The following is a 13,217-nucleotide window of genomic DNA, read 5'->3' as shown; positions in this document are numbered from 1 at the left end:
TTTTCTCATATTTAGGATGGTTGTGAAGGCACGATGTGAGCGCCGTTTTTACTATAATGTATAATACCTCTTGTAGTCTCTTCATACTTATTGGTCTCTGTATTGTAATGCTTTCCTATGACTTGACCAAAATCCACTCTTTCTTTATTTTTTGTTTTTAACATATCACCAGTACCTGCATGTTTATCTAGCAATTTTTGTGCTTTTTTATTATCTCCAAAGAAGATACTCTTTGTTTTACCATTAGCTATCTCCTGTTTATAGTTAGGTGCATCAGGAATATGTTTCTCTTGAGCTCCTGGTTTTATTTTTGCCGGGAAACCATTTACTTCACGATATGGACCTTTTGGTACGGAGTGTTTGCCGAAGGAAGGTGTTTTGACAATCTTCTTGGCTACTTTCTCTCCTTTCATTATTTTAAATACGTATTTTCCAACTTTAGTGATTTTAGCTCCGGGTATCATGTACAAGCTTGATACTAGACGGTCCATGTCAGCGACTTTGTCTCCTGTTACAGGGTCTCTCCCTGTGATGACTCGAATGGCATCATTTATTCCTGTAAATTCAACCGCTGTATTTAAGATGTTTGAGGTTTGTTCACCCGTTTTCACATCAGAAATCTTTGTGATGCTTTCAATATTTACTTTGTTTTGATCCGATATTCGTAACCGATATAGCATTCCATCTCGAATAACTTCAACTGTTTTGGCATTTGCGAAGTCAATCTTTTCATTTGTATTATATACTTTTCCATTTACGAACACGGCGTTTTGATTGATTTTATTAGACGGTTTCTTCTTCAGAAGAGTATCCACATTCGATTGCTCTTTATCATTCAGCTTGTTCAGCATGATCATCATTGGGTTTTCTTTAGGGTTGTCTATTTTTTCATTCAATTCGCTGATGTTGCTGCTGATTTTTTCTTCTTTTCCATCTTTGAAAATAGAGCCCTTTTGATAACTGGTAATTTCAATTTTCGGGCTAGTGAACATCGTGCTTAAGGTGTCCAAATATTGTTTCATTGTGTGAAGGGAACTTTTTGTTTCATTTAGAGCACTTGTTTGTTCTCTGTCAAATGCATGAAGTAGTCCGATGGTTTTGGACGTCTCAAGCCAGGCTTTTTGATAGCTTTGTTGAAAAGCAGATTCATCTACATGAGGCAAATGCGCAATATGGCTGACCCTGCTGAGCGCTTGATTCACATCGGATACAATATCAGAAATGGTTCGTTCGGCTTTTTTTAACCCTTGGTCAAGCTCTTGTTCAATGAATGATTGAGAGATAAAACCATTCGGGTTTGATTCAAAAGCATGAAGTGCTTGTTTTGTCTTTTTTAGCGCACCGCTGTATTCTTCAATGACGATCTGAAAGAATTGCAAAAAGGGAATGTGACACTCCGTATAAAAATCTTTTATCGCTTGTCCAGCTTCTCCCTTTAATTCGCCATCTAAGGAGATGATTTGATTGATTTGTTTTTCTAGGGACTTCACATTATGTGATTGCTGCTTCAACTTGTTCAGCGTTTGGTCAATTTCATTCTTCAACTCAAAGACATCAAGGGTTTTCATTCCGTTCTCCTTTACTTTCTGTTAGTACTCTAAGCAATTAAGCGTCCACATAAAGAAAGGGAGCTGCATAAACGACAGCTCCCAAGATGAGGAGTTAATTTTTCTTTTTTCTGTAGTCTTTTACTAAGCTTGAAACAACTAAACCCATCACACTGAAAGCCACAAAATAAAATAAAACATTTGTTACAGGTGTATCAATTTTCCCTAAGATCATCACAAGGGCAATAATAGAGGCGGGTAAAGTAATTAATAACATTTTGGATGGCGTGCTTTGCTGTGACACTTAATGACCTCCTGGTTGATCCATTAAATAGATATTTTAGTTGATTTTAACATATGGGTATTGTGCGAACAACATAAGGGGGATAGCAATCTACTTTAAGAGCAGACAAATGAAACTTACTGATTTTACGGAAATCATTTCAATTAAACCTTTTGTGTAATAAAATGTATATGATTTATACAAAGGGGTGAGATGGCGGTGAAGCATCTTTTAACGGCAATCGTAGTGGCTATCATAGTGGGGATCATTGTATATGTTGCAGATAATCGTTTACGCATGTTTCCGTTGATGCTGATTTTAGCGGTTGCGATCTATATTGTAAGCAGAATTAGCGAAGCATTGATTAAGAAATACTCAAAAGAAAATAGTTAATAGCACCGCCCTCCATTGGAAGGGCATTTTTAAATTAACCTCCCTAATGAAAAAGGCATTGTAAAGCGGTAAATATAAAAAAGAGAGAATATTCTTTCTCCAACTAAAAAAAGTAAGGTGTATAAGATCAAAACGGAGAACCCGCTTGACTTGTGATGGATTTTCTTATCATGCAATGACGAGAAACCCATGAAATCATGGGTTCTTTTATTTCTCTAGTCAAACTAAAATCAAGGTGCCACCAATTCAACTTTCATTCTATCAGGATCTTCGAAATAAACTGCGTAATGTTTATCGCCGCCTGCGAAGGGGTGTGTATCGGTATAAAGAATTGTAACCCCCATGCTTTTTAACTTTTCAGTCATATCAACTACTTGCTGCCGGGAACTGGCATGAAAAGCCAGGTGGTTTAGACCTGCCCTGCGTCTATGATAGGGTATGTCCATAAATCGTTCCTCCGTTTGTACGAAAACGATATAAGTTTCTCCCAATTTCCAACTTCGACCGCTTTCCCAGGTTTGATACGGCTCGTAACCTAACTCCTCTAAAAACCACCCCCAAAAAATAATCGAATTCTTTAAATTCGAAACATTTAGTTCAATATGATGGATAAGTCCTTTTGACAATAGATGAGCCCTCCATTTAGAAGATTAATTATTATATGATTTAATGTAACTTAATTCAGATGAATAAGGAACTCTATTTCATTGTTTAGCAGTTAATGAATAAATCTAAAGAAGAATATGCTGCTTATCAACAGCTTTCAGCAATTTTAAGGCAAATTTAAGCTCGGATTTCATTTCAAATGTATTAAATCTTTGTTACAATAAGACAGCTTTGCTCAAAAGAGACATTCCAAGGTTCGACATTTTTTTAGCAATTCTTAAAAATTTTATGGTTTGATATGAAACTCTTTTGATGATCCATGCGTCTCTATAAGTGTCAAAAGAAAAGAGGTTATCAATATGCTATTCAAAAAGCTATCAGAAAATAAGTCTGTAAAATGGATAGGATATACAAGCTTTTACTTACTTATTTTGCTATTATTGTTCTTTATTTACGGATTCCACACAGCAAATACGGGATCATTCATTTACAACGATTTTTAATTGGAGATTAAACTATGAAACTATTACACACGATTCATGAATACCAGCAAACGAAACCAACACAGCCAGCATTTGTTTCTCAACAGGCGTCGATCACATATGATGAGCTTTGGCATTTATCAGACCAAATGGCTGGTGCGATCGATTCAGTCGCAGCTGGCAGTGAACCTGTCATTGTCTACGGTCATATGGAGCCAGAGATGCTGATTTCTTTCTTAGGCAGTGTAAAATCAGGCAGACCTTATATTCCGGTCGACATCTCGATTCCTGTCGAGCGCATCGTCTCAATCATTGAAAGCTCAAAAGCCAGTCTATTGATATGTGCAAATGAGCAGAATGTATTAGATGTAGAAGAGCACATTGAAGTGAAGAGTGCGGCATCGCTTTTAGCACTTGAAAAAGAAGCACCGCCATCCACGCAGTGGGTTCAACAAGATGATGTTTTCTACATTATTTATACGTCTGGCAGTACCGGAAAACCGAAAGGCGTTCAGGTAACAGCCAATAATTTAGAAAGCTTTACAGAGTGGATGTGCCGCGACTTCCCAATTGGTGAGGGACGCACATTCTTAAATCAAGCACCATTTTCTTTTGACTTATCAGTGATGGATCTCTATCCAGCGCTTCAATCAGGCGGCACGCTTTACTGTTTAGTAAAAGATTTTGTCAATAAGCCAAAGGATATGTTTGCAGCACTTGGTCAATCTGACGTTGAAGTGTGGACATCAACACCATCCTTTGTGCAAATGTGCTTAATGGACCCTTCCTTTACAGGAGAGCTTTTACCAGAGCTGAAAGTTTTCTTGTTCTGCGGTGAGGCGCTTCCTGTAGCTGTAGCAAGTGCACTTCTGGAGCGTTTTCCAAAGGCGCAGGTCTTTAATACGTATGGTCCAACTGAAGCAACTGTTGCGATCACATCGATTGAAGTCACGCAGGAGATTCTTGATCAGCACGATTCTTTACCAGTCGGCTATGCCAAACCTGATACAGATATCGTCATTTTAGATGAAGAAGGCAAGACACTTTCTGATGGTGAGAAAGGCGAAATTGTCATCGTGGGGCCAAGCGTCACGAGAGGCTACTTAGGTGAACAAGCCTTAACGGATAAAGTGTTCTTTGAATACGAAGGACGCCCTGCTTACCGCACAGGTGACGCAGGTGTGGCGCAGGATGGATTAATTACGTGCCACGGTCGTCTCGACTATCAAATTAAGCTTCATGGATACCGGATGGAGCTTGAAGAAATTGAATATCATGTAAGCGAGACAACCTATGTCAATGCTTGTGTGATTGTGCCATTCCAGCCAAACGGTCATGTCGAGTACTTGATTGCAGCGATTGTTCCAGCAGCTCATTCATTTGAAAAAGAGTATCAGCTGACAAGTGCGATTAAGAAAGAAATGGCGGATTCACTGCCAGCGTACATGATTCCAAGAAAGTTTGTCTATCTGGAGCAGCTGTACATGACACCAAACGGGAAGGTTGACCGTAAGAGAATTGCGAAAGAGGTTCTTCTATGATTCCGTTTAGTTCATTCTTTTTCTTCATTCTAATTGGTATTCTTCTTTTGCCGACAATCATTCTTGGTCTTCGCGGTAAAAGAATCCAGGGCTACAACATGTTTGCAACGGTTGTGGCACTCGCGCTTATTTTCTCAAAAGATGCACATGGCGCACTGCTGCTCTTCTTGTTCACGGTGTGGCAAGTCTTAATCATTCGCCTGTACCTTGCATACCGGTTAAAGGCGAATCAGGCATCCGTTTTCTATGCAGCAGTGGTGGCATCAATTTTGCCGCTTGTGCTGTCAAAGGTATTACCGTTCTTTTTAACTCATCACCCGCACCAACCGGCGCCAATTAACTGGCTGAGCTTTTTGGGGATCTCGTACTTAACATTTAAAGGTGTTCAGTTAATTATCGAGACAAGAGACGGCTTGATTAAGAAGAAAATTCCGATTCATCGTTTGGTCTATTTCATTGTCTTTTTCCCGACGATTTCATCAGGTCCGATTGACCGTTACCGCCGATTTGAGAAAGATATGGATACACCGCCTGAAAAGGAAGCATACAGTGATCTTCTGTATTCCGGCATTCATAAAATTTTCATTGGCTTCTTATATAAGTTCATTATTGGTTATCTGATTCACACATATATTCTGATGAATATTCATCATATTAGCAGCAGTCACTTTGTTCAGCAGTTAACGTATATGTATGCTTACAGCATGTATTTGTTCTTTGACTTTGCTGGATATACAGCATTTGCTGTAGGTGTGAGTTATATTATGGGCATTAAATCGCCAGAGAACTTTAATAAACCGTTTATCAGCCGCAATATTAAAGACTTCTGGAATCGCTGGCACATGTCCCTATCCTTCTGGTTCAGAGACTACGTGTTTATGAGATTTGTGTTCTTTATGACCAAAAAGAAGTGGATCAAGAACCGTATGGCTGTATCAAATATCGGGTACTTTGTCCTCTTTCTATTGATGGGTGCTTGGCATGGTCTTGCCCTTCAATATATTATTTACGGACTATATCATGCAGTTGTTATGTCCGGTTACAATTTATTTGAGAAATGGAATAAAAAGCACAAGTGGTGGCCGGATAATAAGGTCACAATGGTTGTGTCTATCATTATTACATTCCATGTGATTTGTTTCGGATTTTATATTTTTTCAGGAAAACCATTTCATCATTAATGATTAAGGGAGTAGAAAATTATGGAATTTAAAAATCAAGTATACGGTATTATTGCAGAGGTTTGTCAGGATGACGTTGTGAAAGAAAATCCAGAAATCGCGATTTTTGAAGAAGGTCTTCTTGATTCATTTGGTACAGTAGAACTGCTTATGGCAATTGAAAGTCAACTCGGAATCACTGTTCCGATTACAGAATTCGATCGTGATGTGTGGGATACGCCGAATCATATTGCTGAGCAGCTGGCAGAGATGAAGTAATGAAAAAGCGTTTTTTTGGGCCGCTTATTTTAGCGGCTGTTCTATTCATTGGTGTTCTTCTTGTACCAAATGCATGGCTCTCACACCTGATCCCAAAAGACAAATTACAAAAGTCAGCCACAGAATTAGATCCAGGGATGTTTCAAGGGCTTTATTTACAAGATGAAATGCTAAAAGATCCAACTTATTTGCCGATCTATGGATCTTCTGAACTCTCACGTTTTGATCCATATCACCCTTCGAATTTCTTTCATGAGAATCCTCAAGGGTTTACACCTTATCTTATTGGAAAAGGTGGATCGCAATCATTAATTCATGCGATGAACTTTGCAGCGCATATGGATGAATTAAAAGGGAAGAAGCTTGTATTTATCGTGTCCCCGCAGTGGTTTGTGAAATGGGGATCTGACGAGAATCACTTTGCCCCTAACTATTCAGCGCTTCAAGCGCTGAATCTCGCCTATAATAAAGAAATTGATCCAACTGTGAAAAAAGAGCTGATTAAAAGAATCATGAAGTTTAAAGCAGTCAAAAACGACATGGTGATTACAGAGCTTTTTAAAGCAGAGCTATCTGGAAACAAGTTCGCTTATGGCGCGATTTCTCCTATTGCGAAAATGTATTATGGCATGCTTCAAAAGAAAGACATGTACTATACGATTGGATCGGGGCATGAGCGCAAGCTTCAACCGTCTCCTTCAGTCAAAGGAAAAACATGGGCTGAGCTTGAAAAAGAAGCGAGCATTTTTGGTGCGGAAAGAGCAGGGGACAATCCGTTTTATATTAATCAAAAATTGTTTGACCGCAAACTGAAACCGATCATGAAGAAGATGAAGGATTCCCGTGAAGGTCATTCTTATGCCGAATCACCAGAATATAAAGATTTTCAAATCATGCTGGATATTTTAAAACAGGCAGGGGCAAAGCCTTTGTTTGTAACGATTCCTGTCAACGGAAAGTGGTATGATTACACTGGTTTTCCGAAAGAAGGCCGTACAGGTTATTATGAAAAAATCAATCGTCAAATTCGAGATAATGGGTATGAAGTCGCAGATTTGACTAAGCATGAGTACGATCCATATTTCTTTAAAGATACGATTCATGTGTCTTATAAAGGGTGGGTGTACATCGATAAAGCAATTGAAAAGTTTTACAAAGAGCAGTAGAATGCAGCAGCTTTCTGCTGCTTTTTGTTTGTCGAATCAGCGGATATCTTGTATAACTGAGGGAAAAGGGCTATGCTGTAGATGGAGGCGATATGATGAATCGTTCTGAGAAAAAAGAACTATTAAAGCGTTCGAAGAAGCATTTTAATGATCATGCCTTTTGGGAAAAGCTAAAAAAGACGGCACAAAAAGCTGGTGTCTCTCTTGTCTATGCTGTGCTATTACTTTACTATACATTGCAAAAACCCGAAGTGCCGGTCAAAGCAAAGACCTTGATTATTGGAGCACTCGGCTACTTTATCCTTCCACTTGACCTCATTCCTGATACATTGATTGGTGTCGGCTATACAGATGATTTAGGCGCCATTACATTTGCTCTGCTTCAAGTAGCGATGTACATTGATGATGATGTGAAAGGGAAAGCAAAAGACAGGCTGTCAAAATGGTTCGGCGAAAAAACCGATACGTCTTTGATTGATCAAAAGCTTGAGGATGGCGGTATGCCGTCTGCATAAAGAAAAGCCTCCGTTATTAGAGGCTTTAGCGTGTAGACAAACCCTCGCATTCGTTGTCAGGTCTGCGCTCCAGTGCTCACGAATGTTTCAATTCGCTCCGCTCCGGTGCTCGTCCTTCCTAGACTGCAAAGGTTTTCTATCACGCTGAAAAGAAGACAAAGGGCTAAAATGATTTTCATTTTAGCCCTTTGTCAACAATCTGAAGCCTCCGTTATTGGAGGCTTTTTTCTTTTATCCTAAAAATTTCACGCAAACTGGATGAGGGACGGTAATGTCTGATTGTAATACAGTGAGTCGTCCTGTTTCTTTGTCGCGTTTGTATAACACGAGATTGCTAGATTCTTGGTTTGAACCGACGAGGAATTCTTCTGTTGGATCAAGTACAAAATCTCTAGGCCAGTTTCCTTCAGAAGAAGCAATCTCGACAAGGCTTAATTTGCCGTCAGCGTCTGCTTTAAAAATCGCAATGCTGTCATGACCGCGATTTCCTGCATAAACAAATTGGCCGTCTGAAGAGACATGAATAGCACTGCCTTGATTGTTCTCTGTAAAATCGCTTGGAATGGTCGCGATTGTTTGAATCTCTTCAAAATGACCATCTTCAAAGTAACGAAGCACAATGACCTCTGAGCTTAGCTCTGTCATAACATATGCCACAGGTTTCGTTGGGTGGAATGTGATATGACGAGGTCCGCTGCCTGGCTTTGTTTCAAATGTATGAGCAAGCTCAAGTTTGCCGTCTTCTTTCTTATACGTATAAATTCCATCTGTTCCAAGGTCAACAGCCACAGCAAATTGTTCATCTGGCGTGAGACCCATAAAGTGGGTGTGTGGCTTTTCCTGACGATCTTCGTTAGGGCCAGTTCCTTCATGCTGCGCCTGTGAGAGCGTGCGGATCACTGAGCCATTTTCAGCATCGATCTCATACATCTCTGCTGTCCCTTTATGATAGTTTGCTGTATACGCCGTTTTCGTTTGACTGTCCACGCTGACGTGACAAGGAGAAGCTCCATCGGCAAGCTCTTGGTTGATGAAGTGAAGTCTGCCTGTTGTTGAATCAATTTGATACGCAGCAAGGCCGCCCTGTGATCCTTTTTTCACAACAGCATAAACAAACTTTTGATCCTCTGACACGGTTAAATATGTAGGATTTTCAAGCTCAGCAGCGACTTCTACTTGCTCAATCTGCTGCTTGTCCGTATTTAATGTAAACGTATAAACGCCTTTACTGTCTCCCTTTGTATACGTACCGATATAACCTCTGATGTTAGCCATGTATTGCCCTCCTTCTATTAGATGCTCTCATTCTATCATAAATTCATAGGAAAACGCTTTAGAAAGGCATACCAAAAGAAAAAACAAAGTCATTGAAATCTCACAATATTCATCAAAAATTATGTGAAAAAATATCACAAAAGTTTTCTCAAAAGAAAAGCGTTCATGTAAAGTAAATAAATTGAAGAAAAAATACAAAAAATTTTAAGTTTTTTCATTCCTTGTCTAGCAAAGGTGTAAGCGTATACATTTAATTTTGATTAGTCTAAATTGTCTAATAATTTTAAAAATGCTGTTGACACTGTATGGAAAGCGGCGTAAGATGGGTTCAACAAAAGCTAAACAAACACGCAGTGCAAGCGATTGACACTTCAAAATAAAGTGTCTGAAAATTCAACTACTTTTTGTTTGAAAGAGAGGGTGCTCACTGAAAATGGAAGACCAAAAGGAACAATGGATCTTTTTAAACGATGAACTCGTGAAAAAAGAGGATGCGAAAATTTCAGTTTACGATCATGGCTTTTTATATGGCGACGGTGTTTTCGAAGGGATTCGCGTGTATAACGGAAATATCTTTCGAATGAAAGAACATTTAGACCGCCTGTATGATTCCGCCAGATCCATTATGCTGAACATTCCATATTCACTTGAGGAACTCACGGAAAAAATGATTCATACAGTTGAAAGGAACGGCCTAAAGGATGCCTATATCCGCCTTGTCGTCTCAAGAGGAGCGGGTGATCTTGGATTAGATCCTAACAACTGCGGGAGAGCCAACACAGTGATCATTGTAGAGCCGCTGGCCATTTTTCCAAAGCACCTATATGAAACGGGTATTGACATTGTGACGGTTCCAACAAGACGAAATCGTCCAGATGTCCTTAGCCCAAAAGTGAAATCATTAAATTATTTGAATAACATTCTTGTCCGAATCGAAGCCCATATGGCCGGTGTGAGTGAAGCGCTGATGCTGAACGATCAAGGGTACGTGGCGGAAGGTTCTGCAGACAACGTGTTTATTTATAAAAAAGGCAAGCTTTATACACCGCCAGGTTATATCGGCGCACTTGAAGGCATCACAAGAAATGCCATCATGGAAATTGCGGAAGACTTAGGCTACGAAGTGAAAGAAGAACCTTTCACAAGACATGATGTGTATACAGCAGAAGAAGTATTTCTAACAGGAACCGCAGCCGAAGTCATCGCCGTTGTCAAAGTTGACGGCCGTACAATCGGTGAAGGGAAACCTGGGTTCCACACAAACAAACTTCTTGAACAATTCCGTAAGCGGGTAGTTGAAGAAGGAGAAAAAGTTGTTTTTACAGATGAAAACATTCATGCAAGTTAAATAGATATCGATAAACGTTGAAGAGGACTAGTAGCTTTAGAGTCAGTATCTACAGAGAGCCGGTGCTAGCTGGAAACCGGTGTTACTTTCTAAAGTGAACTCACCTCTGAGTGTCTGCTTGAAATGATAGTAGGGCAGGCCGAGTGACATTGCTCACTCGTTACCAAAATGGACGAAAGATGTCCATGAGACGGCAGCAAGGTTTGCCGTGAACAAGGGTGGTACCGCGAAAAACAAAGCTTTTTCGCCCCTTTGACCTAGTGAAAAGTAGTGTCATTGTGGGGTGAGAAGGCTTTTTTATATGGTCTCATATCTCTATCTTGAATGGAAAAGGGTGAAAGGACTTGACTGAAGCAAGACAAAGAGGAGGAAATCAAATGGGGACAAATGTACAAATGGAGACGGAAAAATCAAAAGCGCCACAAACGATGAACGGTGCACTCATGTTAATTGAAGCACTCAAAAGAGAAAAAGTAGAAGTCATTTTCGGCTATCCAGGCGGAGCAGTTTTGCCAATCTACGATAAAATTTACGATTCTGGTTTATTTCATGTCCTGCCAAGACATGAGCAGGGAGCGATTCACGCAGCAGAAGGATACGCAAGAGTATCTGGTAAACCAGGTGTTGTCATTGCAACATCAGGGCCTGGAGCGACAAATCTTGTGACAGGAATTGCAGATGCGATGATTGATTCACTTCCCTTAGTTGTATTCACAGGGCAGGTGGCAACGTCAGTCATTGGATCGGATGCTTTCCAAGAAGCAGATGTGCTCGGCATCACAATGCCAATTACAAAGCACAGCTACCAGGTAAGAAATCCAGAGGAGTTACCTGGTGTTATTAAAGAGGCATTCCATATCGCAACAACAGGCAGACCTGGCCCAGTCTTGATTGATATTCCAAAAGATGTCGCAGGCATTGAAGGAACCTTTGAATATGACCAGCCAATTGATTTACCTGGTTATCAGCCAAAAGTAGAGCCGAACTATTTGCAAATTCGCAAATTAGTAGAAGCTGTCAGCAGAGCGAAAAAACCAGTCATTCTAGCAGGAGCCGGCGTTCTTCATGGCAAAGCATCTGAAGAATTAAGACAGTATGTAGAGCAGCAGCAAATCCCAGTCGCTCATACATTGCTTGGACTTGGCGGATTCCCGGCAAAGCACCCTCTTTTCCTAGGGATGGCAGGTATGCATGGCACATATGCAGCGAACATGGCTCTTCATCAATGTGACCTGCTCATTTCAATCGGAGCAAGATTTGATGACAGGGTAACAGGCAACCTCAATCATTTTGCAAAACATGCGAAGGTCGCTCATATTGACATCGACCCAGCGGAAATTGGCAAGAACATTCATACCCATATCCCGGTTGTTGGAGACAGTAAGCTCGTTCTTGAAGAGCTGATCAAGCAAGACGGGAAGCAAGGGGAATCAGACGAATGGAAAAATCAATTAGATCAGTGGAAGGAAGAATATCCACTCTGGTACGTTGAAAACGAAGCTGAAGGTTTTAAACCTCAAAAGCTGATTGAATACATTCATCAATTCACAAAAGGTGAAGCCATTGTCGCAACTGATGTCGGACAGCATCAAATGTGGGCGGCACAGTTCTATCCATTTGAAAATGCAGATAAGTGGGTCACATCTGGAGGACTTGGCACAATGGGCTTCGGATTACCAGCAGCCATTGGCGCTCAGCTAGCTGATCAAGAGGCAACCGTTGTAGCAATTTTAGGAGACGGAGGTTTCCAAATGACCCTGCAAGAACTTGCCGTTATCCGTGAGCTGAACCTTCCAGTCAAAGTGATTGTACTCAATAATCACAGCCTTGGAATGGTAAGACAATGGCAAGAAATTTTCTACGAAGAACGCTACTCACATTCTAAATTTTCAGAGCAGCCAGACTTCGTAAAATTATCTGAAGCTTATGGCATTAAAGGGATCAGAATCTCATCAGACGAAGAGGCGAAAGAAAAACTCGAAGAAGCCTTAACCTCTAGAGAGCCTGTTTTCATCGATGTCAATGTAGCGAGAGATGAAAAAGTATTCCCGATGGTAGCACCGGGGAAAGGACTTCATGAGATGGTGGGGGTGAAACCTTGAAAAGAATTATTGTGTTGACTGTATTAAATCGATCAGGCGTACTGAACAGAATCACAGGCCTCTTTACTAAAAGACACTACAACATTGAAAGCATTACGGTCGGCCATTCTGAGATTCAAGATGTATCACGCATCACGTTCGTCGTCCATGTAGACCAAGAGAAAGACATCGAACAGCTGACAAAACAGTTGAACAAACAAATCGATGTTCTGAAAGTAACAGACATTACAAACCAATCAATCGTTCAGCGAGAGCTGGCTTTGATAAAAGTCGTATCTGCACCAGCATCTAGAATGGAGATCACGGGGGTCATTGAACCTTTTAGAGCTTCTATTGTAGATGTGAGCAGAGAGAGTGTCGTCATTCAGGTGACAGGTGAGTCTTCAAAAATTGAAGCACTCATTGAATTACTTAAGCCATACGGCATTAAAGAAGTCGCCAGAACTGGCACCACGGCCTTTGCGAGAGATAATCAGCAAAAGCCGCAAACAAATAAAACAATTTCAATTGTCTAAACAAA

The 13,217-nt window shown here is 40.4% G+C and carries 14 protein-coding genes and 1 other annotated feature; of the genes, 10 read left to right on the top strand and 4 right to left on the bottom strand.

The features are described from left to right. Positions 1-11 precede the first annotated feature (11 nt). Together NST59_RS12820 and NST59_RS12815 are read right to left on the bottom strand one after the other, a co-directional pair. Complete coding sequence (locus NST59_RS12820) at positions 12-1,568, bottom strand: T7SS effector LXG polymorphic toxin (RefSeq protein WP_341040709.1); 1,557 nt, start codon at positions 1,566-1,568, stop codon at positions 12-14. Between the two features lie 94 nt (positions 1,569-1,662). Continuing rightward, positions 1,663-1,851 (bottom strand): hypothetical protein, encoded by a 189-nt coding sequence (locus tag NST59_RS12815; RefSeq protein WP_151284515.1) that lies wholly within the window; start codon positions 1,849-1,851, stop codon positions 1,663-1,665. A gap of 192 nt (positions 1,852-2,043) precedes the next feature. Here NST59_RS12815 and NST59_RS12810 point away from each other — a divergent pair, with 192 nt between their 5' ends. Further along, complete coding sequence (locus NST59_RS12810) at positions 2,044-2,223, top strand: hypothetical protein (protein WP_151284512.1); 180 nt, start codon at positions 2,044-2,046, stop codon at positions 2,221-2,223. 230 nt (positions 2,224-2,453) lie between these two features. On the opposite strand, the gene NST59_RS12805 is transcribed toward NST59_RS12810, so the two are convergent. Beyond that, positions 2,454-2,849: a VOC family protein gene (locus tag NST59_RS12805; protein WP_064497852.1), complete on the bottom strand. Its 396-nt coding sequence runs from the start codon at positions 2,847-2,849 to the stop codon at positions 2,454-2,456. A gap of 333 nt (positions 2,850-3,182) precedes the next feature. Here NST59_RS12805 and NST59_RS12800 point away from each other — a divergent pair, with 333 nt between their 5' ends. The 6 genes from NST59_RS12800 to NST59_RS12775 all read left to right on the top strand — a co-directional run bounded on the left by NST59_RS12800 (position 3,183) and on the right by NST59_RS12775 (position 7,972). Next, on the top strand, positions 3,183-3,332 hold the full coding sequence (locus NST59_RS12800; RefSeq protein ID WP_024427820.1) for a teichoic acid D-Ala incorporation-associated protein DltX: 150 nt from the start codon (positions 3,183-3,185) through the stop codon (positions 3,330-3,332). 14 nt (positions 3,333-3,346) lie between these two features. After that, positions 3,347-4,852: a D-alanine--poly(phosphoribitol) ligase subunit DltA gene (gene dltA, locus NST59_RS12795; protein WP_151284511.1), complete on the top strand. Its 1,506-nt coding sequence runs from the start codon at positions 3,347-3,349 to the stop codon at positions 4,850-4,852. Next, the gene (gene dltB / locus NST59_RS12790) at positions 4,849-6,033 is read left to right on the top strand and encodes a D-alanyl-lipoteichoic acid biosynthesis protein DltB (protein WP_064497854.1); all 1,185 of its coding nucleotides are present in this window, start codon (positions 4,849-4,851) and stop codon (positions 6,031-6,033) included. Before dltA ends, dltB begins: the two co-directional genes overlap by 4 nt. A gap of 21 nt (positions 6,034-6,054) precedes the next feature. Continuing rightward, on the top strand, positions 6,055-6,291 hold the full coding sequence (dltC, locus tag NST59_RS12785) for a D-alanine--poly(phosphoribitol) ligase subunit 2 (protein WP_024423191.1): 237 nt from the start codon (positions 6,055-6,057) through the stop codon (positions 6,289-6,291). After that, positions 6,291-7,457: a D-alanyl-lipoteichoic acid biosynthesis protein DltD gene (gene dltD, locus NST59_RS12780; RefSeq protein ID WP_039180447.1), complete on the top strand. Its 1,167-nt coding sequence runs from the start codon at positions 6,291-6,293 to the stop codon at positions 7,455-7,457. Before dltC ends, dltD begins: the two co-directional genes overlap by 1 nt. A 95-nt stretch (positions 7,458-7,552) precedes the next feature. Further along, complete coding sequence (locus NST59_RS12775; protein ID WP_034279788.1) at positions 7,553-7,972, top strand: YkvA family protein; 420 nt, start codon at positions 7,553-7,555, stop codon at positions 7,970-7,972. Positions 7,973-8,203: 231 nt separating this feature from the next. Here the strand turns inward: NST59_RS12775 and NST59_RS12770 are convergent, their stop codons facing one another. Continuing rightward, on the bottom strand, positions 8,204-9,247 hold the full coding sequence (locus tag NST59_RS12770; protein WP_122631799.1) for a lactonase family protein: 1,044 nt from the start codon (positions 9,245-9,247) through the stop codon (positions 8,204-8,206). 433 nt (positions 9,248-9,680) lie between these two features. On the opposite strand from NST59_RS12770, the gene ilvE reads away from it, so the two are divergent. The 3 genes from ilvE (at position 9,681) to ilvN (ending at position 13,212) form a co-directional block, all read left to right on the top strand. Then, positions 9,681-10,595 carry a branched-chain-amino-acid transaminase gene (ilvE, locus tag NST59_RS12765; protein ID WP_039180440.1) on the top strand — a complete coding sequence of 305 codons (915 nt, stop codon included), beginning with the start codon at positions 9,681-9,683 and terminating at the stop codon, positions 10,593-10,595. A gap of 8 nt (positions 10,596-10,603) precedes the next feature. Then, positions 10,604-10,850, top strand: a binding site (T-box leader). A gap of 122 nt (positions 10,851-10,972) precedes the next feature. After that, positions 10,973-12,697: an acetolactate synthase large subunit gene (gene ilvB, locus NST59_RS12760; protein ID WP_025092480.1), complete on the top strand. Its 1,725-nt coding sequence runs from the start codon at positions 10,973-10,975 to the stop codon at positions 12,695-12,697. Then, entirely contained in the window at positions 12,694-13,212 is a 519-nt protein-coding gene (ilvN, locus tag NST59_RS12755) for an acetolactate synthase small subunit (protein ID WP_007501584.1), read from the top strand. Before ilvB ends, ilvN begins: the two co-directional genes overlap by 4 nt. Positions 13,213-13,217: the final 5 nt, after the last annotated feature.

This window comes from Bacillus sp. FSL R5-0439 (genome assembly GCF_038008805.1).
GTDB classification, from domain to species: domain Bacteria; phylum Bacillota; class Bacilli; order Bacillales; family Bacillaceae; genus Bacillus; species Bacillus safensis.
Note: the sequence above shows the minus strand (reverse complement) of the source record. Positions and strands in the feature narration are given on the sequence as shown.

Coding starts and splice junctions, on each gene's coding strand:
- ilvE (WP_039180440.1), top strand. CDS start 9,681: ATGGAAGACCAAAAGGAACAATGGATCTTTTTAAACGATGAACTCGTG.
- NST59_RS12770 (WP_122631799.1), bottom strand. CDS start 9,247: ATGGCTAACATCAGAGGTTATATCGGTACGTATACAAAGGGAGACAGT.
- dltB (WP_064497854.1), top strand. CDS start 4,849: ATGATTCCGTTTAGTTCATTCTTTTTCTTCATTCTAATTGGTATTCTT.
- NST59_RS12775 (WP_034279788.1), top strand. CDS start 7,553: ATGAATCGTTCTGAGAAAAAAGAACTATTAAAGCGTTCGAAGAAGCAT.
- dltA (WP_151284511.1), top strand. CDS start 3,347: ATGAAACTATTACACACGATTCATGAATACCAGCAAACGAAACCAACA.
- NST59_RS12820 (WP_341040709.1), bottom strand. CDS start 1,568: ATGAAAACCCTTGATGTCTTTGAGTTGAAGAATGAAATTGACCAAACG.
- dltC (WP_024423191.1), top strand. CDS start 6,055: ATGGAATTTAAAAATCAAGTATACGGTATTATTGCAGAGGTTTGTCAG.
- ilvB (WP_025092480.1), top strand. CDS start 10,973: ATGGGGACAAATGTACAAATGGAGACGGAAAAATCAAAAGCGCCACAA.
- NST59_RS12810 (WP_151284512.1), top strand. CDS start 2,044: ATGGCGGTGAAGCATCTTTTAACGGCAATCGTAGTGGCTATCATAGTG.
- dltD (WP_039180447.1), top strand. CDS start 6,291: ATGAAAAAGCGTTTTTTTGGGCCGCTTATTTTAGCGGCTGTTCTATTC.